At 60.9% G+C, this 23117-nt stretch carries 18 protein-coding genes and 1 riboswitch; of the genes, 14 read left to right on the top strand and 4 right to left on the bottom strand.

What is annotated here, in order from left to right:
- The first annotated feature begins 38 nt into the window (after positions 1-38).
- Both MGMAQ_RS09920 and MGMAQ_RS19570 read left to right on the top strand, forming a co-directional pair.
- A complete protein-coding gene (locus tag MGMAQ_RS09920) occupies positions 39-2210 on the top strand; it encodes a cation-translocating P-type ATPase (RefSeq protein ID WP_046021420.1) in 2172 nt (723 codons plus the stop codon).
- Positions 2211-2264: 54 nt separating this feature from the next.
- A complete protein-coding gene (locus tag MGMAQ_RS19570; RefSeq protein WP_052716297.1) occupies positions 2265-3512 on the top strand; it encodes a divergent polysaccharide deacetylase family protein in 1248 nt (415 codons plus the stop codon).
- Here the strand turns inward: MGMAQ_RS19570 and trpE are convergent.
- Together trpE and MGMAQ_RS09905 are read right to left on the bottom strand one after the other, a co-directional pair.
- Complete coding sequence (trpE, locus tag MGMAQ_RS09910) at positions 3509-5020, bottom strand: anthranilate synthase component I (protein ID WP_046021419.1); 1512 nt, start codon at positions 5018-5020, stop codon at positions 3509-3511. The genes MGMAQ_RS19570 and trpE overlap by 4 nt on opposite strands.
- Positions 5020-6873: a SurA N-terminal domain-containing protein gene (locus MGMAQ_RS09905; protein ID WP_046021418.1), complete on the bottom strand. Its 1854-nt coding sequence runs from the start codon at positions 6871-6873 to the stop codon at positions 5020-5022. Before MGMAQ_RS09905 ends, trpE begins: the two co-directional genes overlap by 1 nt.
- Before the next feature lie 185 nt (positions 6874-7058).
- On the opposite strand from MGMAQ_RS09905, the gene tpiA reads away from it, so the two are divergent.
- The 5 genes from tpiA (at position 7059) to MGMAQ_RS09880 (ending at position 11787) form a co-directional block, all read left to right on the top strand.
- Positions 7059-7823, top strand: coding sequence for a triose-phosphate isomerase (tpiA, locus tag MGMAQ_RS09900; protein WP_046021417.1), 765 nt, complete (start codon positions 7059-7061; stop codon positions 7821-7823).
- Positions 7824-8144: 321 nt separating this feature from the next.
- Positions 8145-8531 carry a preprotein translocase subunit SecG gene (secG, locus tag MGMAQ_RS09895; RefSeq protein WP_046021416.1) on the top strand — a complete coding sequence of 129 codons (387 nt, stop codon included), beginning with the start codon at positions 8145-8147 and terminating at the stop codon, positions 8529-8531.
- A 110-nt stretch (positions 8532-8641) separates the two neighbouring features.
- Positions 8642-10267 (top strand): CTP synthase, encoded by a 1626-nt coding sequence (locus tag MGMAQ_RS09890; protein ID WP_046021415.1) that lies wholly within the window; start codon positions 8642-8644, stop codon positions 10265-10267.
- 13 nt (positions 10268-10280) lie between these two features.
- Positions 10281-11126, top strand: coding sequence for a 3-deoxy-8-phosphooctulonate synthase (gene kdsA / locus MGMAQ_RS09885; protein ID WP_046021414.1), 846 nt, complete (start codon positions 10281-10283; stop codon positions 11124-11126).
- 4 nt (positions 11127-11130) lie between these two features.
- Positions 11131-11787 (top strand): hypothetical protein, encoded by a 657-nt coding sequence (locus MGMAQ_RS09880; RefSeq protein ID WP_046021413.1) that lies wholly within the window; start codon positions 11131-11133, stop codon positions 11785-11787.
- Between the two features lie 49 nt (positions 11788-11836).
- On the opposite strand, the gene bluB is transcribed toward MGMAQ_RS09880, so the two are convergent.
- Positions 11837-12487: a 5,6-dimethylbenzimidazole synthase gene (gene bluB / locus MGMAQ_RS09875; protein WP_046021412.1), complete on the bottom strand. Its 651-nt coding sequence runs from the start codon at positions 12485-12487 to the stop codon at positions 11837-11839.
- A gap of 47 nt (positions 12488-12534) precedes the next feature.
- Positions 12535-12716, bottom strand: a riboswitch (cobalamin riboswitch).
- 130 nt (positions 12717-12846) lie between these two features.
- On the opposite strand from bluB, the gene eno reads away from it, so the two are divergent.
- The 3 genes from eno to MGMAQ_RS19565 all read left to right on the top strand — a co-directional run bounded on the left by eno (position 12847) and on the right by MGMAQ_RS19565 (position 17088).
- Complete coding sequence (eno, locus tag MGMAQ_RS09870) at positions 12847-14124, top strand: phosphopyruvate hydratase (protein ID WP_046021411.1); 1278 nt, start codon at positions 12847-12849, stop codon at positions 14122-14124.
- A 184-nt stretch (positions 14125-14308) separates the two neighbouring features.
- Positions 14309-14632: a septum formation initiator family protein gene (locus tag MGMAQ_RS09865; protein ID WP_046023185.1), complete on the top strand. Its 324-nt coding sequence runs from the start codon at positions 14309-14311 to the stop codon at positions 14630-14632.
- 71 nt (positions 14633-14703) lie between these two features.
- Positions 14704-17088 (top strand): PAS domain S-box protein, encoded by a 2385-nt coding sequence (locus tag MGMAQ_RS19565; protein ID WP_052716295.1) that lies wholly within the window; start codon positions 14704-14706, stop codon positions 17086-17088.
- A gap of 4 nt (positions 17089-17092) precedes the next feature.
- On the opposite strand, the gene MGMAQ_RS19560 is transcribed toward MGMAQ_RS19565, so the two are convergent.
- Positions 17093-17524, bottom strand: coding sequence for a BLUF domain-containing protein (locus MGMAQ_RS19560; RefSeq protein ID WP_052716294.1), 432 nt, complete (start codon positions 17522-17524; stop codon positions 17093-17095).
- Between the two features lie 368 nt (positions 17525-17892).
- Here MGMAQ_RS19560 and pdhA point away from each other — a divergent pair, with 368 nt between their 5' ends.
- The 4 genes from pdhA to lpdA all read left to right on the top strand — a co-directional run bounded on the left by pdhA (position 17893) and on the right by lpdA (position 23102).
- Positions 17893-18921: a pyruvate dehydrogenase (acetyl-transferring) E1 component subunit alpha gene (gene pdhA, locus MGMAQ_RS09850; protein ID WP_082085365.1), complete on the top strand. Its 1029-nt coding sequence runs from the start codon at positions 17893-17895 to the stop codon at positions 18919-18921.
- A 3-nt stretch (positions 18922-18924) separates the two neighbouring features.
- Positions 18925-20289 (top strand): pyruvate dehydrogenase complex E1 component subunit beta, encoded by a 1365-nt coding sequence (locus MGMAQ_RS09845; protein ID WP_046021410.1) that lies wholly within the window; start codon positions 18925-18927, stop codon positions 20287-20289.
- A 12-nt stretch (positions 20290-20301) separates the two neighbouring features.
- A complete protein-coding gene (locus tag MGMAQ_RS09840; RefSeq protein ID WP_046021409.1) occupies positions 20302-21585 on the top strand; it encodes a pyruvate dehydrogenase complex dihydrolipoamide acetyltransferase in 1284 nt (427 codons plus the stop codon).
- Between the two features lie 125 nt (positions 21586-21710).
- Positions 21711-23102: a dihydrolipoyl dehydrogenase gene (lpdA, locus tag MGMAQ_RS09835; RefSeq protein WP_046021408.1), complete on the top strand. Its 1392-nt coding sequence runs from the start codon at positions 21711-21713 to the stop codon at positions 23100-23102.
- Positions 23103-23117 lie beyond the last annotated feature (15 nt).

The raw sequence follows: 23117 nt of genomic DNA, 5'->3' as shown, positions 1-23117 counted from the left end.
TGATTGCGTGTCAATGCGGGCAGGCTTACATAAGGCCCATGAACAAGATTGATATACAAAGCCTGGAGCTGACCATTTCAGGCATGACCTGTGCCGCCTGCTCCGGGCGGTTGGAGCGGGTGCTCAATAATCAGCCGGGGGTGGTCTCGGCGACCGTCAACCTGGCCAATGAAAAGGCTTCCATCGCCTATAAGGATGCCACCTTGGCCACCACCGACCTGATCAAGGCGGTGGAGAAGGCCGGATTCGGCGCCGAACCGGCGGCGGAAGACGGTTATGAGGCCTTGGAAGCAAGACAGAATGCCCGCCTGCGCCGGGATCTGTGGGTGCTCGCCGGGGCCCTGACCCTTACCCTGCCATTCTGGTTGCAAATGATTGCCATGTGGACCGGCGGCTGGTTGGTCTTGTCCCCCCTGGTCCAATTGGTCTTGGCGACGATTGTCCAATTCGGGGCCGGGTTCCGATTCTATGTGGCGGCCAACAATGCGGTGCGGGCCAAGTCGTCGAACATGGATCTGCTGGTGGTGCTGGGTACCTCGGCGGCCTATGGATTGAGCCTTTTCCTGATGCTGCGCGGCGAGGCGGATCATCTGTATTTCGAAGCCTCGGCCAGTGTGGTGACCCTGGTCCTGCTGGGCAAGGTGCTCGAAGGACGCGCCAAATGGAGTGCCACGGCGGCCATTCGGGCCCTCGGCCATCTCCGTCCCGAGACCGCGCGCATTCTCCGCGATGGCGAGGAAATTGCCATTCCGGTCAAGGCGGTGCGCTGTGGTGATCTGGTGATCGTGCGGCCTGGTGAACGCTTCCCGGTGGACGGCGAGGTCATGGAAGGCGAGTCCCAGGCAGATGAATCCCTATTGACCGGAGAAAGCCTGCCGGTGGCCAAGGCGCCAGGCGATAGGGTGACCGGAGGGGCCCTGAATGGCGAGGGGCTACTTCGAGTCTCGGCGACCACCATTGGCGCCGAATCGGTGTTGGGGCGCATTGTGCGTCTGATCGAGAACGCTCAGGCCAGCAAAGCCCCTGTGCAGCGTTTGGTGGACCGGGTGGCGGCGATCTTTGTGCCGGTGGTCACGGTAATCGCCTACGGGACCTTTGCCGGGCACCTACTGGCTGGTGCGTCCGGGGTCGAAGCGCTGATCCATGCCGTGTCGGTGCTGGTTATTGCCTGCCCTTGTGCCCTAGGCCTGGCGACGCCGACGGCGATCATCGTCGGGACGGGCGCGGCAGCCCGGGCGGGCATCTTGATCCGCGACGCGGCGGCGCTGGAGGGGGCGCATAAGGCGAGAACCGTTGTGTTCGACAAGACAGGCACCCTGACCGAGGGGCGCCCGACAATGGTGCTGGCCAAGAGCCTGGATAGACGCCGCAAGACCGAATCTCTGGTGATCCTGGCGGCTGCCGCCCAACAGGGCAGTGAACATCCCCTGGCCCGGGCCTTGCTGGATGTATGCGAAGTGAAAACCCTGCCCAAGTTGGAAAGCTTTACCGCTTTGCCGGGGCGCGGCCTGGAAGCCCGGGTCGGCAAGAAAAATGTGCTGATTGGCAATGCTCGCCTGATGGCCGAGAGGGATATTCCCGTCGAGCCGGTGACGGATCTGGAAGCCGAAGGTCATACGGTGGTCTATGTGGCGATCAACGGCAAAGCTGCAGGATTGTTGGCGTTCGGGGACAATATCAAGGCCGAATCGGCCTCGGCCGTCGCCCGCCTCAAGGCCATGGGGCGGCGGACCATTCTGCTCAGTGGCGATAGTCGGGCGGCAGTGGAAAAAGTCGGCCGGACCCTGGGCCTGGACGAGGTCATCGCTCAGGTGATGCCCGGCGACAAGGCCGATATGGTGGCGCCCTTGCGTGGCAAGGGCGGCGTGGCCATGGTGGGCGACGGCATCAATGACGCGCCTGCCCTGGCGGCGGCGGATGTGGGGATCGCCATGGGGACCGGCACCGACGTGGCCATGGCCACCGCCGGGATAACCCTTATGCGCGGTCGTCCGGACCTGGTGGCCGATGCGCTGGATATCTCGCGGGCCACGGCCAACAAGATCCGCCAAAACCTGTTTTGGGCCTTCGTCTATAACGTCATTGCTATTCCCTTGGCCGTATCCGGGCAACTGAGTCCGGTTGTGGCCGGCGCGGCTATGGCCTTGTCCAGTGTCAGCGTGGTCAGCAATTCCTTGCTTCTCAGGCGGTGGAAGCCCCAAGGTCGTTGACGCCATCCTCGCGCCGGGGTAGGGGTCGAGGATCATTAACCGGGACCGGGACCAATGCCGCTTTTACCGACCAAGCCCCTGATTCGCTGGGTTGTCTATGGCATGATGGCCGTGGGAACCCTGGCGTTCGGCTATGGGGCCGGGGTGATGCTGCGCGGCGACGATTCCCGCGTGGTCAGCATTAAAAAGGTCTCGCAGGAGATTCCCTATTACAAGCGCCGCAATGGCGGGGCGCCATACCAGTTACCGCCGCCGGAACCGATCTTTCCCGACCCGATCGAAGAACTGGCTCATCTGGAAAGCCTGCCCTACGAGGAAGCGCTGCCTCACGATATCTATGAAGGCCCGGATCCCACGCCGCCCGAATCTTTGCTCCCAAAGGCACCCGAACCATTCCTGGCCGCCCCGGCGCCGGTGGTTCAGGAACCGGTGGTCAATGAGACCAGCGCCGTGGCCATGCTGGCGCAGGCCCCGAAGCCCAGGATCAAGCCGGGGGGTGTCATGCCACCGCCCAAGGCGGCGCCCGTTGGTCAGGTGTTTCAGGAGCTGTTCCCCCTCGATCCGCCGGGTGCAGCGGCCTCGCCACAGGTGGCCTCCCTGCCGCCTGCCGCGCTACCTGCGCCGACCAAGGAAGGACCCATGGTGGCCGTGGTGATTGATGATCTGGGGATTGATCACAAGCGCACCCGTAAAACCATTGCCTTGCCCGGTCCCTTGACCATGGCCTTTTTGACCTATGCCGAAGATTTGGCAAGTCAGACCGGCGCTGCCACCGCCGCCGGGCATGAACTGTTGGTGCATTTTCCCATGCAGCCGGGCAATGCCAAGCTGGACCCGGGGCCTGAGGTCTTGGAATTGGGGCTGGAGCCGAACGAGATCCGCCGCCGTCTTAATTGGGGCCTCAGCCGTTTCGAGGGCTTCGTTGGGGTCAATAACCACATGGGCAGCGCCTTCACCGCCGATGCCTCGTCCATGGCCGTGGTTCTCGAAGAACTCAGGGACCGCGGGCTGTTTTTTTTGGATTCCCGCACCACCGGCAAGACGGCCGGGCCTGACGTGGCGCGTCGGGTGGGCATTCCCTTTGCCATGCGCAATGTGTTTTTGGATAACGTCAACAAAGATGATGCCGTGGCCAAGCAATTGGCAATCTTGGAGAAATTGGCGCGACGCAATGGTCGGGCCATTGCCATTGGCCACCCGCGCGACGCCACCATCCGCATGCTTGGCGAGTGGCTGCCGAAGTTGAAGGCCAAGGGAATCACCTTGGTGCCGCTCAGCCGCATGGTGGATATCCTGGGTTAGCCCCGAGCCGCGAAGCGGACCGCTTCCTGGGCCGCGCGGATGATGGCGCGGGCCTTGTTGAGGCTTTCCTGGTATTCGCCTTCGGACGTTGAATCGTGGACAATTCCGCCGCCCGCCTGGGCATAGAGGGTGCCGTCCTTGACCAGGGCGGTGCGCAGGGCAATGGCGGTATCCATATCGCCGTTGGCGCCGAAATAGCCGATACAGCCCGCATAGAAGCTGCGCCTTTCCGGTTCCAACTCATCGATGATTTCCATGGCACGCACCTTGGGTGCGCCGGAGACGGTGCCTGCCGGGAAACCGCCGAACAGGGCATCCAGCTCATCGGCCCGATCACGGTCCAATTCTCCGATCACGTTGGAAACGATATGCATGACGTGGGAATAGTTCTCGATGATCGAACGTTCCGTCACCCGGACAGACCCAACTTTGGCCACCCGGCCCACATCGTTGCGGCCCAGGTCCAGCAACATCAGGTGCTCGGCCAACTCTTTTTCATCGCCCAACAGGTCCTTGGCCAGTGCCCGATCCTCCTCGGGCGTGGCGCCACGGGGGCGGGTTCCGGCAATGGGGCGGATGGTGATCTCGCCATCGCGCACCCGCACCAGCACTTCAGGGCTTGAGCCGACGATGGTGAAATCACCGAAATCCAGATTGAACAAATAGGGCGATGGATTCAACCGACGCAAAGATCGATACAGCGCAAAGGGCGGCAGATTGAATGGCAGCCGGAAACGCTGCGACAGCACCACTTGAAAGATATCCCCGGCCAGGATGTATTCCTTGGCCTTGTCGACCATTGAGTGGAACTGCTCGCGGGTCATATTGGACTGCGGTTCACCCAGATCCGCCGTGTCCGAAGGCCGTTCCCGCCGATAGGGCAGGGAGCGCTGAAAATCGGCCACCACATCGGCAAGCCGGGTGCGGGCCTGTTCATGCGCCGCCTCGGCGCTGATGTTGTCCTCATCGACCCAGACCGGGGTGATGACGGTCACCAGATCTTCGATATTGTCGAACACGGCGATCACGCTGGGCCGCATGTAGATACCGTCTGGAATATTGATCTCATCCGGATTGTCGTCGGGCAGGGTCTCAATCTGGCGGATCATGTCATAGGCCATGTAGCCCACCAGACCCGCTGACATGGGCGGCAGTTCCTCGGGCAGATCAATATGGCTCTCGGCCAGCAGGGCGCGGAAAGAGGCCAGACTGTCCAATTGGCAGGCCTCGAACGAATCCGGGTCCATGCGCGCCTGCCGGTTGATCTCTGCCTTGGGCCCGTGACAACGCCAAATGACGTCGGGTTTCAGGCCGATAAAGGAATAGCGGCCGCGATTGGTGCCCTGGGTTACCGATTCCAACAGGAAGGAATTGCACCGTCCGTCGGCCAATTTCAGATAGGCGGAGACCGGCGTTTCCAGGTCAGCGACCAGGGTGGTCCAGGCCACCTGCGCGCGACCCGATTCGTAGGTTGCCTTGAACTGGGCGAAATCGGGCCGGATTTGCATTATTGGGCCTCGTCAAGGGCGCGCTGATTGACGGTCACGCCGTATTGAGACCGCAAGGCATTGAGATACTGTACCATCAGGTCGGATGACATTTCCTGGGTGACGGCGGTTGTCAGGGCGGCAACCTTGCCTTTCTCGCTATCTGCCTTCGCGTTGGGAACGATGATCTCGGTGAGCCGGGCCACATAGGCACCAGCTGGACCTTGCGCCGTGACCACGGCGCCTTTTTCGGCATTGAATAGGGCGTCCACCAAAGGCCGCGGCAGAGCGGCGCCCGTGCCATCGCGGGTCAGGGCCGGGGTGGTGATGGGGGTTGTATCCACCGCTTTGGCCGCGTCGTCGAGGCTCAGACCACTTTCCATCTGTTTGGCTAGGGATTTGGCCCGGTCCAAGGCAGCGGTACTCTTGCGCTCGGCGGTCCAGGCTTTGATCACGTCATTGCGAACGCTATCCAGCGGGCGCAAGGTCGGCGGCGTGACCGAATCGATCCGGACAATGAAATAGCCGTCGCTGCCGAATTCCGTCAGAGCACTTTCCTGGCCGGGTTCGGTTGCAAAGGCGACGCGCAGGAAATCCGGATCGGCGGCCAGACCTTCTACCGAGCCGCCCTCCGTATCCCGGCCCTGGGCATCCACGGCGGCGACCGTGGCGATGGAGATGCTCAGATCCCGGGCCGCTTCTTCCAAGGTGGCGCCGCCACCCAAAGTGTCTTCCAGATCATTGGAGAGCTTGTAGAGGTCGTCCACCGCCAATTCCAAGGCAATATCGCGGGTCAGTTCCTCGCGCGCCTCATCCAGCGTCTTGGTGCGGGCGGCCTCGATGTCCTCGACCTTGAAAACATGCCAGCCAAAGGGGCTCTTGACCGGTCCGCCCACTTGTCCCTTAGACAGGCTGAAGGCCACGTCGGCCAGTTCGGGCAGGGGCAGGCCGCTCTTATCCATGACGCCCAGGTCCACGGCGCCGGTCAGTTCCCCTCCGGCATTGGCGCTTTCCACCAAGGCCTTGGCGGCCGCTTCGTCGGGGAGCACGGCCTGAGACAGCTTGCGTCGTTCGGGAATGTTGTAAGTGCCGCTACGCTCTTGGAACAGTTCGACGACGCGATCTTCGGAAACGGCCACGTTTCCGGCCAGATCCTCGGCTTTTAGAGAAACGAACGTCAGTTTGCGGTATTCCGGGGCCGTAAATCGACCGGCGTTTTGCTCGTGATAGGTCTTTATGGTGCTGTCGTCCGGCGGAGCAATCTCCCCCGCCTTATCATTGGCGACCAGCAAGGTTTGGGCAATGCGGCGTTCCTCGCGATGGGTGAAGGCGGGCTCGACCAGGGTCCGGGGCGCGATCATGGCGCCGCGCAGGCTATCCACCAGCATGCCGCGGTTCAGGTCGCCGCGCAGTTGTTCCACCAGCATGCCTTCGGTCAAATTGCTGGTCTGTAGAACCTGGTTGAATTTGAAACGGTCGAACTGTCCCACTTCGTTTTGGAAGGCGGGGAGATTCTGAATTTCCTCGCGGACGATATTGTCGCTGACCGCCAGGCCGATCTCGTGGCTGGCCAGACTCAACAAATTGCGCTCAATCAATCGCTCCAACACCGATGGGCCGATCCCCATGAGTTTGGCCTGTTCATTGGTGAAATTGCCACCCAGGATGTTGCGCATGTTTTCGATTTCGCGGCGGTATTCGTAGTCAAACTGCAAGGGGTCGATTTCCAGCTCGCCGACTTTGGCGATGGCGGTGCCCTGCGAAGAACTATTGACAAAATCGCCGACACCCCAAGCCACGAAACTGAGGATCAACAAGCCGAACAGGACCTGCACGGCGATGGATTTGGAGCGGCTTCGAATGAATTCCAGCATGATGAGTCCGGACCTTAAGGGTGTGGATCAACGAAAAAAAAGGTGCCGGATGATAGAAGCCGAGGCCTGGACCCGCAACCACGAAAAACCGGGCCTTCGGGAGAGGTGGAATCTGCGAGGGTTTCGTGCTAGACGAAGCCAGCTTTTAATCGAGATTGAAACCGATATTGGGGGGAGACCAAACCATGAGCGCACGGCGTCCGATGATCGCTGGTAACTGGAAAATGAATGGCCTGCTGGCCGACGGCAAGGCCTTGGCCGCCGGGGTGGCTGACAAGCGCAAGGGGATCGGGGCTGACGCGCCGTTCGATATCCTGGTCTGCCCGCCGTTTCCGCTGATCACGACGGTGGTTGACGCGGTGGCCGGAAGCGGCGTTGCCGTGGGCGGTCAGGATTGTCACATGAATGTCAGCGGGGCCCATACCGGCGATACCAGCGCCACCATGCTGAAAGACGCCGGTTGCGGCTTTGCCATCGTTGGCCATTCCGAACGCCGCACCGACCACGGCGAGACCGACGCCACGGTCAAGGCCAAGGCCGAAGCCGCCCTGGCCGCCGGGCTCAAGGTCATCGTCTGCATCGGTGAGACATTGGAAGAGCGCGAGGCGGGCAAGACCATCGATATCAATAAGAGCCAGCTCAACGGCTCGCTGCCCGATGGCGCCACCGCCGAGAATTGCATCGTTGCCTACGAGCCCGTCTGGGCCATTGGCACTGGCAAGGTGGCGACCCCGGAACAGGCTCAGGAAGTTCATGCGGCCATCCGTGCCGAACTCACCGCCATGGTCGGGGGTGACATCGCCGGTGGCATGCGGATCCTCTATGGCGGATCCATGAAACCCGGCAATGCCGCCGAGCTGATGGGCCAAGCCGACATCGACGGCGGGCTGATCGGTGGCGCGGCCCTCAAGGTCGAGGATTTCTGGGGCATCGCCGAAGCGGCGAAGTAAGTCGGGAAACCTACTTCATCGCGTAAGAGGGGCGTCTAGGGGCGCCCCTCAGATTGCTGAAAAAGTCTGATTTCGAGCGTGTGACGACACATGCTTTGACAAGCTCAGCATAAGAGCCTTCGAATTTTCAACATGTTAGCCTCACCCTAAGCTTGTCGAAGGGTGACGCGGCCCGTAGGACAACACTTTTTCAGCAGTCTGGGGGGTGTCTTGGGGCGCCCCGTTTCATTTCCACTGGCATTCCCCGGGCGAAGGGTATAAAACCCCGCGACCGGGACGGATTTGCCGTCGCCGAACCTATTTGTGTTTTCCGGAGGCATCATGACCACCGTCCTGCTCGTCATTCATCTGTTGATTGCCATTGCCATGGTGGTCCTGATTCTGCTGCAACGCTCAGAAGGCGGTGCCTTGGGTATGGGCGGCGGCGGCGGCGGCGGCGGTGGTGGCGGCATGAGCGGTTTCATGACCGGTCGCGCCACGGCCAATCTGTTGACCCGGGCCACGGCTGTTCTGGCTGCCGCCTTTATGGCTACCAGCCTGACCCTGGCCCTGATGGCCAACAATACCGGCAAGCCAACCTCGATTCTCGATGGTGGCACCAAGCCCGGAGCCGAATCTTCCGCCATACCGGAGACCGAAACGGTGGTTCCCGCTGCCCCGGCCGAGCCTGAAAAGCCCGCCGCCCCGGCTGCGCCGTTGGCTGAATAGGGCCGAAAATGGCGGGTTTTCCCCGCTTCCCATAGGGTAGAAAAAGAGGGGGCAGATTTGCCGCCTCTTTTCGCTTTTTGGGGGCGCGTGATCATGTATAGTGCGGGCCCATGGCGCGATTTATTTTCATCACCGGCGGCGTGGTCTCCTCTCTTGGAAAAGGTTTGGCCTCGGCTGCTCTGGGAGCTCTGCTGCAGGCGCGCGGATTCAATGTCCGCCTGCGCAAACTGGACCCTTATCTCAACGTCGACCCGGGGACCATGAGTCCCTATCAGCACGGCGAGGTGTTTGTCACTGATGACGGCGCCGAAACCGATCTGGACCTGGGCCACTACGAACGGTTTACCGGCGTTCCATCGGCCCAGAGCGACAATGTGACCACCGGGCGGATCTATTCCGACGTGATCGCCAAGGAACGGCGCGGAGACTATCTCGGCGCCACCATCCAGGTGATTCCCCATGTCACCGACGGCATCAAGGAGTTCATTCGCAGCAATATCGGCGAGGAAGACTTCATCCTCTGCGAGATCGGTGGCACGGTGGGTGATATCGAGAGCCTGCCGTTCCTGGAGGCCATTCGTCAGTTCGGCAACGAAGTGGGGCCGGGGCAGGTGCTCTATATGCATATGACCTTGGTGCCCTATATTCCGGCGGCGGGGGAGTTGAAGACCAAGCCGACCCAGCACTCGGTGAAGGAATTGCAGCAGGTGGGTATCCATCCCAATGTGCTGCTCTGTCGCTCCGACCGCGAACTGCCCGCCGGGGAACGGCGCAAGATCGCACTGTTTTGCAACGTGCGCGAGGAAGCGGTGATTCCCTGCCTGGACGTGGACAGCATCTACAAGGTGCCGCTGAGCTACCATGCCGAGGGCCTGGACGATGTGGTCTGCAAGCACTTCGGCCTGGCCGCCCCGGCGCCGGACCTGAGCATTTGGGAGGAAATCGCCGGTCGGGTGGTCAATCCCGAGGGCGATGTGACCATTGCCGTGGTCGGCAAGTACACGGAACTTTTGGATGCGTACAAGTCCTTGGCCGAAGCGCTGACCCACGGCGGCATTGCTAATCAGGTTCAGGTCAAGCTGCGGTGGATCGAGGCTGAGATCTTCGAAGAGGAAGACGCCGTCCAGCATTTGGAAGGGGTGCATGGCATCCTGGTGCCGGGTGGATTCGGCGAGCGCGGCGCGGAAGGTAAAATTTCCGCCGTGACCTTTGCCCGCGAGCGCGGCGTGCCCTATTTCGGCATCTGCTTTGGCATGCAGATGGCGGTGGTCGAGGCGGCGCGTAATCTGGCCGGCATCCCGCGCGCCAACTCCACGGAATTCGGTCCCTGCGACGAACCGGTGGTCGGTCTGATGACCGAATGGATGGGCGAGGACGGGGTCGAGCAGCGTGACGCCGAAACCGATCTGGGCGGCACCATGCGTCTGGGCGCCTATGACTGCGAGACCATGCCCGCCACCAAGGCCCGCGCGATTTATGGTCAAGCCATGATCAGCGAACGCCACCGGCATCGCTATGAGGTCAACTTGAACTACAAGATGCGTCTGGAGGCCGCCGGGATGGTGTTTTCCGGCCTGTCACCGGACGGATTGTTGCCGGAGATCGTCGAATTCCCGGATCACCCCTGGTTCGTTGCCGTGCAGTTCCATCCGGAATTGAAGTCCAAGCCTTTCGATCCGCATCCGCTGTTCACCTCGTTTATCGAAGCAGCGGTCAAACAGTCCCGTTTGGTGTAAAGTAGGCGCCATCATGAGCAAGCATCTTCACGTCACCGCCGGTTCCGTGACCTTTGGCAATGATCTGCCCCTGGCCATCATCGCCGGGCCCTGTCAGATGGAAAGCCGCGACCATGCCATCGAGATGGCCGTGGCGCTGAAGGAACTGGCCTATCGGCTGAATATCGGTCTGGTGTTCAAGGCCTCCTTCGACAAAGCCAACCGCACCAGCCTGGGCGGAGAGCGGGGCATCGGCATGGAAAAAGCCCTGCCGGTGTTCGCCGAGATCCGCGAAAAGGTCGGCCTGCCGGTGCTCACCGATGTGCATGAGATCGCCCAATGTGCCCCGGTGGCGGAGGTAGTGGATATTCTGCAAATTCCGGCTTTTCTTTGCCGCCAGACCGACTTGCTGATCGCCGCCGCCCATACCGGGAAGGTGGTCAACGTCAAGAAGGGCCAGTTCCTGGCGCCTTGGGACATGCGCAACGTGGTCACCAAGGTCACCGAGAGCGGCAATCCCAACGTCATGCTCACCGAGCGCGGCACGTCATTCGGTTACAACACCCTGGTGGTCGACATGCGGGGCCTGCCGCGCATGGCCCTGGATGCCGGGGCGCCGGTGATCTTCGACGCCACCCATTCGGTGCAGCAACCGGGCGGGCAGGGGGGCTCCTCGGGCGGTCAGCGGGAATATGCCCCGGTCCTGGCCCGCGCCGCCGTCGCCGTCGGCGTCGCCGGTCTGTTTATCGAGACCCACCCGGACCCGGACAAAGCCCCCTCCGACGGCCCCAACATGATCGCCCTGAAAGACCTGGGCGGGCTGTTGGAGACCTTGATCCGGTTCGATCAGGTGGCGAAGGCGCATCCGGTGATCCTGTAGGGTCATGATGATGGGACAGCATCCTATCCATACGATCCGGCTGTTGTGTCTCGGCTTGCTCGGGATCACCCTTGCCGCCTGCGAAACCTCCGATGTTAGTGACAAGTTCGTTGCCCAATCCGCCCAGGACCGACCCCAGTCGGTGGTGATTTCGGCAGCCATGGCGCGTGAATCGGGGGCGGTGGACCCCTATCTGTTCGGCCAGTTGATGGTCGATCACCTGAAGGTCTGCGGCATCGCTGGGGGATTCCGGCTGAACGAAATCACCTATAAGAGCACCAATCCTTCCATGGGGGGGCTGTTGAGCCTTCTGTTGGGACTGGACCGGATGTACCGGGAGCCCTGGATTCCGGTGTCCGACCAGCAGGCCCTGGAAGCCGTTCGCGACTATCCGGCGCAGGGGGTTTTGCTGGTGACCGAGACCATGAGCCACCAATTGCGGAAGGCGGGCGGAACAGAAGATGTGTCGCGGGAATACCGTATCCGCTACGTTGACCGTCGATCCGGGGAAACCCTCTGGGGAGCAAACCTATCCAACCGGGGCAGTCTGGGATGGGTGCTTTCCCCAGAAGAGAAAGCCATCAACTTGTCGCGCAGTATCATGGAGCCTCTGGCCCGAGACGGGATCCTCTCAGGGTGCCTGCCCCGACCGGTGGAGTGAACCAAGGTTTTTGGAGGGAGTAGGAGGATCGGTTTATGATCGGGGCCCCTCACCACCCCTCCCAATGCACCACCCCCTCCAGCCCCATCCGTTCCCGCCAGCCTTTCCTTTCCAGGTCCGGCATATCGTGGAATGCCGACACCCAGCCGATGCAGAGATAGGCGATTACCGTTAGCTTCTCGGGGATTTCGAGTACGGTCTTGAGCGCCTCCGGGTCGAGGATGGAGACCCAGCCGACGCCTAGGCCCTCGGCGCGGGCGGCGAGCCACAGGTTCTGCACGGCGCAGACGGTGGAGTAGAGGTCCATTTCCGGCTGGTGGGTGCGGCCCAGGACCACCGGGCCGCCCCGGTCGCGGTCGCAGGTGATGCAGAGATTCACCGGCGCGTCGAGGATACCTTGCAGCTTCAGAGACTGATAGGTGGCGCGCCGGTCCTCGGGGAACTGGGCACAGGCCTCGTCGTTGGCCTTGGTAAACAGGCCATGGACCTTTTGCCGCGTGGCGACGTCGCGGATGACCAGGAAATCCCAGGGCTGCATGAAGCCCACCGACGGTGCGTGATGGGCGGCGGTGAGCAGGCGGGTGAGGGTGGCGTCGTCCACCGGGTCGGGTAAGAATTCCCCGCGTACGTCGCGACGGGTGAAGATGGCCTTGTAGACGGCTTCGCGGTCTTCGGGCGTGAAGGCATTCGGATCGCTCATCGGGAGTCCCCTTTCGATGGCGGTACGCCCGAACTCCTGTCCTGGGAGCCGGGCCTCGTCCTTCCGGCCGGTCTTCTGACTTGGGATCGTTCCCAGGGCGAGCGCCTTCCCGATTTGCAATCAGTGGCATGATGCTCGCCGGGTCCCCCTTACAGCGTTGGGCACGTCGCGGATTGGCACCGCGTTTCCGATTCTCCTGCGTACAGGCACCGGAAGGCGACGGCAGCATAGGGGAGCTGTCACAAAACGGAAACCCTGCGTTGTTAGGGTTAATGTTGCGGTGCTCCCTGGATTGGAGTACTCAACATTTGCACATCCGACCTGTAGACCCATCCCAATTTACACAGGGGGCTCCCGCCATGACCGCGATCACCGATATCCATGCCCGCGAAATCCTCGATTCCCGAGGCAATCCGACCGTCGAGGTCGATGTTATTCTGGAGACCGGCGCCTTTGGCCGCGCGGCTGTGCCGTCGGGCGCCTCCACCGGGGTCCACGAGGCGGTGGAACTGCGCGATGGCGACAAGAGCCGTTACCTGGGCAAGGGCGTCACCAAGGCCGTAGATGCGGTCAATGACGAGATCTTCGATGCCTTGGTGGGTCTGGAGGCCGAAGATCAGGAAGTGTTGGATCAGGCCATGATCGACCTGGACGGCACCGACAACAAGGGACGCCTGGGCGCCAACGCCATTCTCGGAGTCTCCCTGGCCGTCTCCAAGGCCGCCGCCGACGAGGCCGGGCTACCCCTGTACCGCTATATCGGCGGCTCTCATGCCCGCACCCTGCCGGTGCCGATGATGAACATCGTCAATGGCGGCGCCCATGCGGACAACCCCATCGACATCCAGGAATTCATGATTATGCCCGTGGGCGCCGCGACCATCGCCGAGGGCGTGCGCATGGGCGCCGAGGTGTTTCATAACCTGAAAAAGGGCCTGAAGGATGCCGGCCACAATACCAATGTCGGCGACGAGGGCGGCTTCGCCCCCGGCCTGGCCAGTGCCGACGAGGCCCTGAGCTTCATCATGAAGGCCATCGAGGCCGCCGGATATAATCCGGGCGACGATATGGTGCTGGCTCTCGACTGCGCCTCTTCTGAATATTTCAAGGACGGCAAGTATGAGTTGGCGGGCGAGGGCAAGACCCTGGACGCCGAAGGCAACGCCAAGTACCTGGCTGGTCTGGCCGCCAATTATCCCATCTTTTCCATCGAGGACGGCATGGGCGAGGACGACTGGGACGGCTGGAAGATCCTGACCGAGGAACTGGGCGGCAAGTGCCAACTGGTGGGCGACGATCTGTTCGTCACCAACCCGGCCCGTCTGGTGGACGGCATCAGCCAGGGCATCGCCAATTCCATGCTGGTCAAGGTCAACCAGATCGGCAGCCTGTCCGAAACCCTGGAAGCTGTGGAGATCGCCCACAAGGCCCACTACACCAATGTCATTTCGCATCGCTCCGGCGAGACCGAGGACAGCACCATCGCCGATATCGCGGTGGCCACCAATGCCGGGCAGATCAAGACCGGCTCCCTGTCCCGCTCCGACCGGATCGCCAAGTACAACCAGTTGATTCGCATCGAAGAGGAATTGGGCCCGGCGGCGCGTTATGCCGGGCGGACCATTCTGCGCGCGTAGGGGCACCAGCGGCCGAGAGGCTGCCAAGGTCACGAATGAAGAACACCGGGTCCGGCTTTGGCTGGGATCCGGTGTTTTTTCGTGGGGCCGTTAACGGCTCGGCAAGACTCCTCATGGCATGGTGAATCTGAGTCGGAAATCGGCTCGATTCGGGGTGTGTGGTGAAGGCGGGGCTTTGTCGATCATGGCGTTACGGGACGATATCAGACTGGGACTCCGTCAAGTGGCCGGACCGGTTTTGGGCGCCTGCCTGGTGGCCTATTTCGCTTTCCATGTCTTTAATGGCGATCGGGGATTCCGCGCCTGGGTGCAATTGCGCGAGGAAGTGAAGCAGGTCGAACTCCTGGCCGCCCAGGTGGCCGAGGATCGGCAGTCCTGGGAGCGCCGGGTGCATCTGTTGCACCCCAACAGCCTGGACCCGGATTTGCTGGACGAACGGGTGCGGGCCATGCTGAACTATGCGGGGGAAGATGACCTGATCATCTTTGAGCAGGATCAAGGGAAGTAGCGGGCGTCCTGGCACCAACCAGGGTGCTTCTACATAAAGGCCAAAAAACACAAAGCAAAAGGCTGGCACTTATGACAGGAACCCAAACCAACAAACGCAAGGAAACCCTCAAAGATCAGGCCAATCGCCTGAAAGCCATGTTCGAGACGGTGGTGGACGGCATCGTCACCATTGACCAAGAGGGTATCATCGAGAGCTTCAACCCCTCTGCCGAGGTCTTGTTCGGTTATACGGAATCCGAAGTCATCGGCGAGAATGTCTCCATGCTCATGGGGGAGCCCCATCGGGCCAAGCATGATGCCTATTTGAAGCGATATCTGAAAACCGGCGAAAAACGCATTATCGGTCAAGGCCGGGAGGTGTTGGGTCGGCGCAAGGATGGTCGCTTTTTCGATATGGAACTGGCGGTAAGTGAAATGGCGGTGGGTGAACGGCGCATGTTCACCGGTGTCATTCGCGACATTTCCGACCGGCGCGGCTATAGCCGCCTGCTCAATGCGGTGACCACCGCGCAACAGGAAATCTCCCGCAAGGCCGATTCACGTTTCATTTTTGAAAAGTTGCTCAACGAACTGCTTGATCTGACCCAAAGCGAATATGGCTTCATCGGTGAAGTGAGCTACACCGATGAAGGCAAGCCGTTTCTCACCACCCTTGCCATCACCAATATCGCCTGGGACGATGAAATCCGGAAATTCTATGAGGAGAATGCCCCCGAGGGATTGAAGTTCACCAACACGGAAACCCTGTTCGGCCGGGTTTTGACGAGTTGTAAGCCGGTGCTGTCCAACAGCCCCTCGGCGGACCCGCGTAGCGGCGGCCTGCCCAAGGGGCACCCGTCTTTGGATGCTTTTCTGGGCCTGCCGTTTTTCTCCCGCGAGGAATTTGTCGGTATGGTGGGAATCGCCAACCGGCCCGGTGGCTATAGCGAGGACCTGATCGACTTCCTGCAACCTTTCCTGGTCACCTGTTCGAATCTGATCATTACTCTGCGTACCGAAAAACGGCGCGAGGAGGCAGAGACCACCCTGCGCGAAAGCGAGGCCAGGGGGCGGGCCATCCTCACCGGGGCGACAGAAGCCATCATCACGGTCGACGAGACGGGCAATATCGAGGAAGCCAATCCGGCAACGGAAAAGATTTTCGGTTACCGGATCGACGAACTGACGGGCAATAACGTCCGGATGCTGATGCCGGAACCCTTCAAGAAGGAACACGATGGTTATCTTGATGCCTATCTGAAAACGGGTATCGCCAAGATCATCGGCAAGGGCCGCGAGGTGGTGGGGCAGCGCAAGGACGGTACGACGTTCCCCATGTTCCTGTCGGTCAACCACATCACCATTGGTGGCCGCAATATGTTCACCGGGGTTATCCGCGATATCAGCGAGCAGAAACGCAGTGCGGAGGAATTGAAGCGGCTGAACGAGGATTTATCGCAGCGGGTTGGCGCCCTGGACGCCTTGAACGATGTCAATTCCCAGATCAACCGCATGAATGCCTTCTTCCAGGCTGCGGAATCCCAAGAGGAGCTTTGGGACGCTTTGGTCAAGTATGGCGCTGATTTGTTCGATGGGGAAAAGGGCGCCTATTTCAATGTCATCGAAAACCGGGTAGCGGAAATGGCGGTCGGTTGGGGCGGTGAATACCGCTGCGAGACGGATTTCAAAGTCGGGGATTGCTGGGCCCTACGGCAGGGAGAGCCGAAAGTGCTTGAAAGCCCTGATGACCACTTGATCTGTCGGCATCTCGACCGGGATTGTCTTGATCACGCTATCTGTTGTCCGGTGAATACCCGCGATGGAGCGGTTGGGCTGTTGACCCTCTATGGCCCGCCGGAAAGCAAGGCGTCATCCGAGCGGATCGCCCGCAATCGGGATGTGTTGGCTTCCGTCGCCGAGCGTTTGGGGACGGCCATTGCCAACCTGCGCCTGCGTGAGAGACTACATCAGGATTCCGTGCGCGATCCCCTGACTAAACTCTATAACCGGCGTTTCTTCGATGAAACCCTGGAACTGGAGATGCGCCGATCCAAACGGTCCGGTGCGCCCATTTCCATGTTGCTGGTCGATGCTGACCATTTCAAGAGCTTCAATGATCAGCATGGGCATGAAGCCGGGGATGTGGTGCTGCAAGCCGTGGCCCAGATCCTGCGCGACAATTGCCGCCAAGAAGATCTGCCCTGCCGCTATGGCGGCGAGGAGTTCGCCTTGGTCTTTGTCGGGTTGGATAAGGAACGGGCCCTGGTCAAGGCCGAAGCGGTTCGCCAGGCGGTCGAAGAGGCGGTCATCGAATACAATGGCAAACCGCTGCCCAAGCTGACCATTTCTTGTGGCTTGGCGACGATCCCCACCGATGCCGGCGACCAGTTCGAATGCCTGCGCCTGGCCGATGCCGCCCTCTACGCGGCCAAGGACGGGGGGCGAAACCAAGTGATTTCGGCAGCGGCAATATAAGGGCTCAGCTTTGGCGGAATTTGTTCGAATAGTATTCAAGAAACAGCGGCGGCCAACCTTTTGCTGTTTGTAGTTTGCCATTCATGGTTTCCGCACTTATCGCACCTTCAATATCCAGGAGTTTCTGGATTTGAATCAGGTCTTCCTCCATGAAGGCCATGGTCCAATCTGGGAATGACCGTTCGCCTATGTTTTCTTTCAGCAATACATGAATCTGCCAATGACGGGGGTCTGTGATGATGGAGTCCAGCACCTGATTGACGTGGTGTGACTCGCCTTCCAGCAACTGCACAAACAGACCATCCGCATGGATGAGGATCCCGGTCAGCCCCAAAGCCGCGTTTTTTTCGCGCGAAGCCTTGAGGATGGCCTCCAAGTCCGTTTGACCAAGGCCATCTTGAAAAACAGAACTATAGATTACGTGGCTTAGGGGCATGGAATTCTCTACGAACAATGCGAGATTTCGTGACCCATTGAGTACCAAAAAATTTCCCGAGGTTCAAAACTTATAACGGTGGGCATGCTTGTCATGCATGGGTGGGTTTCACAGCTACCCCTTATGAAATAGGGGATTGGGCAGCATTCTTTCAAGCCATGTGCTCTCCTCGTACGGATATTGCGACAAGAAGTTATGGAGTAATGGGTGCGTCGCAGCAATTTAACTGAAATATAGTAAACATATAAATAATATAATAAACGCAATGAGTTGCGTATAAATAAAAGGAGTTGCAAAGGACCTTTTACCTCCGTAGGGTCAGGGAACAGAGCATCCATGGAAGGCCCTTTACCGGGAGGTATGTGAATATGGCAACGACGAAACCCGCGCCCCGTCGCGGCGGCACCCGAAAAAAGGTGGCCCCGAAACCCACCGCGACGCCGGAGGAATTGGTCCAGTACTATCGCGACATGCTGCTGATCCGCCGTTTCGAAGAGAAGGCCGGGCAGTTGTATGGCATGGGCCTGATCGGCGGGTTTTGTCACCTCTATATCGGTCAGGAAGCCGTGGTGGTCGGCACCCAGGCGGCCTCGGAGCCCCAGGATACTGTCATCACCAGCTACCGCGACCATGGTCAGATGCTGGCCTTCGGCATGGATCCCAAAGGCGTCATGGCCGAATTGACCGGACGCCGGGGCGGCTATTCCAAGGGTAAGGGTGGCTCCATGCATATGTTCTCGGCCGAGAACGGCTTTTATGGCGGTCACGGCATTGTCGGGGCCCAGGTGCCCATCGGCACCGGTCTGGCGTTCGCTCATAAATACAAGGGCGACAAAGGTGTCTGCTATGCCTATTTCGGCGACGGCGCGGCCAACCAGGGGCAGATATACGAAGCTTTCAACATGGCCGCCCTGTGGCAATTGCCGGTGATCTATATCATCGAGAACAATAAGTATGGCATGGGCACCTCCATCGAACGTCATTCGGCCACCACTGAGTTGGCCAATCGCGGTGCCGCTCATGGCATACCAGGCGAGCAGGTCAATGGCATGAACGTGGTCGAGGTGCGCGACGCCGTGGCCAAGGCCGCCGCGCACTGCCGATCCGGCAAAGGGCCCTATATCCTGGAAATGAAGACCTACCGCTATCGCGGCCATTCCATGTCCGATCCGGCCAAGTACCGAACCAAGGAAGAAGTCTCCAAGGTGCGTTCCGAAAGCGATCCCATCGATCTGGTCCGTGCATTGATTGCCGAAGGAAGCCATTTGGACGATGCCGGGCTGAAGGAGATCGACAAGGGGGTCAAGGCCATCGTCACCGAGGCCGCCGCCTTCGCGCAGGAAAGCCCGGAGCCGGATCCGTCCGAATTGTATACCGACGTGCTGGTGGAGGTCTGATCCATGCCCATTCAAGTTTTGATGCCGGCCCTGTCGCCGACCATGACCGAAGGCAAGATCGCCAAGTGGAGCAAGGCCGAAGGCGACACGGTTTCCAGCGGCGACGTGCTGTGCGAAATCGAAACCGATAAGGCGACCATGGAAGTGGAAGCCGTGGAAGAAGGGACCATCGGTAAGATCGTCGTTGCCGAAGGCACCGACAACGTGGCGGTCAATTCGCTGATTGCCTTGATTCTGGAAGAAGGCGAGGACGCCTCGGCTCTGGAAGGGGCCGCTGCCGCCGCGCCTTCCGTTGCGCCGACCGAGGCCGAAGCGGCTCCGGTAGCCACCCCGGTAGCGGCCGCGCCGGTGGCCGAACCGTCCGCCGATGAACCATCCCTGGGTGAAACCCATACCATCACCGTCCGAGAAGCCTTGCGCGACGGCATGGCGGAGGAAATGCGTAAGAAGGACAGCATCTTCCTGATGGGTGAGGAAGTGGCCCAATATCAGGGCGCCTACAAGGTGTCCCAGGGGCTGCTGGACGAATTCGGCGACAAGCGGGTGATCGATACCCCGATCACCGAATACGGTTTTGCTGGTCTGGGTGTCGGCGCCGCTTTCGGCGGGTTGCTGCCCATTGTCGAGTTCATGACCTTCAACTTCGCCATGCAGGCCATCGACCATGTGATCAATTCGGCGGCCAAAACCCTGTATATGTCCGGCGGCCAGATGGGCTGTCCCATCGTCTTCCGGGGCCCCAACGGCGCCGCCTCGCGGGTCGGAGCGCAGCACAGCCAGTGCTATGCCTCGTGGTATGCCCATGTGCCGGGGCTGAAAGTGGTGTCTCCCTGGTCCGGCGCCGATGCCAAGGGTCTGATCAAGGCCGCTATCCAGGACCCGAACCCGGTGATCGTGCTGGAAAACGAGTTGATGTACGGCCAAAGCTTTGACGTGCCAGTATCCGACGACTATGTGGTGCCCATTGGCCTGGCCAAGATCGAACGGCCCGGTGCCGATGTGACCATCACCGCCTTCTCGCGCATGGTCGGGTTTGCCTTGGAAGCCGCAGAGAAGCTGGCCGAGCAGGGTATCCAGGCGGAAGTCATCAACTTGCGCAGTATCCGCCCGTTGGATACCGCCACCATTCTCAATTCGGTGCGCAAGACCAATCGACTGGTCAGCATCGAGGAAGGCTGGGCCTTCTCCGGCATCGGTTCGGAACTGGCGGCGATCGTCATGGAGCAGGCCTTCGACTGGCTGGACGCGCCGGTGGCCCGGGTCTGCGGCGAGGATGTGCCGCTGCCCTATGCCGCCAACCTGGAAGCCTTGGCCCTGCCACGGGTGGATCAGATCGTCGAGGCCGCCAAAACGGTCTGCTATCGCTAAGGAGGGCGTGAGATGCCAATCAATATACTGATGCCCGCCCTGTCGCCGACCATGACCGAGGGCAAGTTGGCCTCCTGGGGCAAGAAGGAAGGCGAAACGGTCGAAGCGGGCGACGTGCTCTGCGAGATCGAGACCGACAAGGCGACCATGGAAGTGGAAGCCGTGGACGAAGGGATTTTGGGCAAAATCGTCGTGCCCGCCGGGACCGACAACGTGGCGGTGAACGCGGTGATCGCTCTGTTGCTGGAAGAGGGCGAAGACGCCTCGGCCCTGGACAATGCGCCACTGGAGGCCGCACCGGCCCCTGCCGCCGCCGCGCCCGTCGAGACTCCGACCGCAGGTTCCGCGCCCGCCGCGCCCGTGACGGCCTCCGGCGAGCGGCTGTTCGCCAGCCCTCTGGCCCGACGGATCGCCGCTCAGGAAAGTTTGGACCTGGCCGCCATTCCCGGCTCCGGCCCCCATGGACGGATTATCAAGAAAGACATCGAGAAGGCCCTGGCCGAGGGGACCGGCATGGCAGCCCCCGCCGCTGCGGCGAAACCCGCTGTCGCCGCCTCTGCAGCGCCCGCCGCTGTGGCGACCGTCGATGATCCCATCTTCGCGTTGATGCCGGAATTCGAGGCCGTGGCCAATTCCAACATGCGCAAGACCATTGCCAACCGCCTGACTGATTCCGCCCGGGACGTGCCCCACTTCAACCTGACGGTGGACGTGGAAATCGACAAGCTGTTGGGCCTGCGCCAGGAATTGAACAGCCGCGACGGCGCCGACTACAAGCTGTCGGTCAATGATTTCGTGGTCAAGGCCACGGCCCTGGCCCTGACTCGTCAGCCAGATTGCAATGTGGCCTACACCGATGACGCCATCTTGAAATTCAAACAGGTGGATATGTGCATCGCCGTGTCGGTGGACGGCGGGCTGATCACGCCGATTATCAAGAATGCCGCCGCCAAGGGTCTGTCGACTCTGTCCGCCGAAGCCAAGGAACTGGCTGGAAAGGCCCGCGATGGCAAGTTGCAGCCCGAGGAGTATCAGGGCGGCACCTTCACCATTTCCAACATGGGCATGTTCGGGGTCAAAGGCTTCAATTCCATCATTAATCCGCCGCAAGGGGGCATCCTCTCGGTGGGCGCCGGGGAGCAACGCCCGGTGGTCAAGGACGGTGCCTTGGGTATCGCCACGGTGATGACTTTGACCCTGGCTGTGGACCACCGCTGCATCGACGGCGCCACGGCGGCGGCTTTCGTCAAGGAACTCAAGGGGCTGATCGAAGATCCCATTGCCCTGATGCTTTAACTCCGCCGGGAGCCGCATGCTTCGACAGGCTCAGCATGACGAGTCCCTTTGACCCAGCCTTAGCCTCATCCTGAGCTTGTCGAAGGACGAGACGGACCAGTGAACCAACTCACAGGAACAAGACCATGAGCGAGACCAAGTTCGATATCGTCGTGTTGGGCGGCGGACCGGGGGGCTATGTGGCCGCCATCCGCGCCGCGCAACTGGGCCTCAAGACGGCGCTGGTGGAGCGCGAGCATCTGGGCGGAATCTGCCTCAACTGGGGCTGTATCCCCACCAAGGCCCTGCTGCGCTCGGCGGAGATCTTCGGTCATATGAAGCATGCCGCCGATTTCGGCCTGGTGGTCGAGGATTTCGGCTTCGATCTGCCCAAGGTGGTGCAGCGCTCGCGCAAGGTCTCGGCGCAGCTTTCCGGCGGGGTCAAGCACCTGTTGAAAAAGAACAAGGTCACCCTATTCGACGGCGAGGGCAAATTGCTCGGTGGAGGCAAGCTGGCTGTGTCCGGTGGCCCGACCCTCGAAGCCCCGCATATCATCGTTGCCACCGGCGCCCGCGCACGGGTGCTGCCCGGCCTGGAGCCCGATGGAGATCGGGTCTGGACCTATAAGGAAGCGCTGGTGCCCAAGGACATGCCGAAGAGCCTGCTGGTTATCGGTTCCGGCGCCATAGGAATCGAATTCGCTAGTTTCTTCAACAGTTTGGGTGCTGAGGTAACGGTGGTCGAGGTGCTGCCACGGGTGGTGCCGGTGGAGGACGAGGAAATCTCCGCCTTTGCCCGGAAAGCCTTTGAAAAACAGGGCATGACGATTCTCACTTCGACCATGGTCAAGGGGCTGAAGAAGGACTCAAAGGGCGTCACCGCCACCCTGGAAGCCGATGGCAAGCAGTGGGATGTGACCGTGGATCGGGTAATCTCGGCGGTGGGCGTGTCCCCCAACGTGGAGGGAATCGGCCTGGAGGCGGCGGGGGTCACGCTCTCCGACAAGGGCTTCATTGCCGTGGATAAGTGGAACGCCACCTCGGCCAAGGGGATCTATGCCATCGGCGACGTGGCCGGACCGCCTTGTCTGGCCCACAAGGCCAGCCACGAAGGCGTGCTCTGCGTGGAAAAGATCGCCGGATTCAAGGACGCCCATCCCCTGGACTTCGACCGCATCCCCGGCTGCACCTACTGCACGCCGCAGATTGCCAGTGTCGGCCTGACCGAACAGCAGGCCAAGGAGCGCGGGCTGAAGGTGCGTGTCGGTCGCTTCCCCTTTATGGGCAACGGCAAGGCGATTGCCCTGGGCGAGCCCGAGGGGTTGGTGAAAACCATCTTCGACGACAAGACCGGTGAACTGCTGGGCGCCCACATGATCGGCGCCGAGGTTACCGAACTGATCCAGGGCTACGGCATCGCCCAGACCCTTGAAACCACCGAGGCCGAGCTGATGCAGACCGTCTTCGCCCATCCGACCCTATCGGAAATGATGCACGAAAGCGTGCTGGATGCCCATGGAAGGGCGGTGCATTTTTAAGAGGTTCCATGAGGC

It is taken from the genome of Magnetospira sp. QH-2 (assembly GCF_000968135.1).
Taxonomy (GTDB): Bacteria; Pseudomonadota; Alphaproteobacteria; order Rhodospirillales; family Magnetospiraceae; genus Magnetospira.
Note: the sequence above shows the minus strand (reverse complement) of the source record. Positions and strands in the feature narration are given on the sequence as shown.

Excerpts from the sequence above, each read along its gene's own strand:
- lpdA (WP_046021408.1), top strand. The coding sequence starts at position 21,711 with ATGAGCGAGACCAAGTTCGATATCGTCGTGTTGGGCGGCGGACCGGGG.
- MGMAQ_RS09865 (WP_046023185.1), top strand. The coding sequence starts at position 14,309 with ATGGCGTTACGGGACGATATCAGACTGGGACTCCGTCAAGTGGCCGGA.
- MGMAQ_RS09840 (WP_046021409.1), top strand. The coding sequence starts at position 20,302 with ATGCCAATCAATATACTGATGCCCGCCCTGTCGCCGACCATGACCGAG.
- secG (WP_046021416.1), top strand. The coding sequence starts at position 8,145 with ATGACCACCGTCCTGCTCGTCATTCATCTGTTGATTGCCATTGCCATG.
- trpE (WP_046021419.1), bottom strand. The coding sequence starts at position 5,020 with ATGCAAATCCGGCCCGATTTCGCCCAGTTCAAGGCAACCTACGAATCG.
- pdhA (WP_082085365.1), top strand. The coding sequence starts at position 17,893 with ATGGCAACGACGAAACCCGCGCCCCGTCGCGGCGGCACCCGAAAAAAG.
- MGMAQ_RS09890 (WP_046021415.1), top strand. The coding sequence starts at position 8,642 with ATGGCGCGATTTATTTTCATCACCGGCGGCGTGGTCTCCTCTCTTGGA.
- MGMAQ_RS09905 (WP_046021418.1), bottom strand. The coding sequence starts at position 6,873 with ATGCTGGAATTCATTCGAAGCCGCTCCAAATCCATCGCCGTGCAGGTC.
- MGMAQ_RS09880 (WP_046021413.1), top strand. The coding sequence starts at position 11,131 with ATGATGATGGGACAGCATCCTATCCATACGATCCGGCTGTTGTGTCTC.
- bluB (WP_046021412.1), bottom strand. The coding sequence starts at position 12,487 with ATGAGCGATCCGAATGCCTTCACGCCCGAAGACCGCGAAGCCGTCTAC.
- MGMAQ_RS19560 (WP_052716294.1), bottom strand. The coding sequence starts at position 17,524 with ATGCCCCTAAGCCACGTAATCTATAGTTCTGTTTTTCAAGATGGCCTT.
- kdsA (WP_046021414.1), top strand. The coding sequence starts at position 10,281 with ATGAGCAAGCATCTTCACGTCACCGCCGGTTCCGTGACCTTTGGCAAT.
- MGMAQ_RS09920 (WP_046021420.1), top strand. The coding sequence starts at position 39 with ATGAACAAGATTGATATACAAAGCCTGGAGCTGACCATTTCAGGCATG.
- MGMAQ_RS19565 (WP_052716295.1), top strand. The coding sequence starts at position 14,704 with ATGACAGGAACCCAAACCAACAAACGCAAGGAAACCCTCAAAGATCAG.
- eno (WP_046021411.1), top strand. The coding sequence starts at position 12,847 with ATGACCGCGATCACCGATATCCATGCCCGCGAAATCCTCGATTCCCGA.
- MGMAQ_RS09845 (WP_046021410.1), top strand. The coding sequence starts at position 18,925 with ATGCCCATTCAAGTTTTGATGCCGGCCCTGTCGCCGACCATGACCGAA.
- tpiA (WP_046021417.1), top strand. The coding sequence starts at position 7,059 with ATGAGCGCACGGCGTCCGATGATCGCTGGTAACTGGAAAATGAATGGC.
- MGMAQ_RS19570 (WP_052716297.1), top strand. The coding sequence starts at position 2,265 with ATGCCGCTTTTACCGACCAAGCCCCTGATTCGCTGGGTTGTCTATGGC.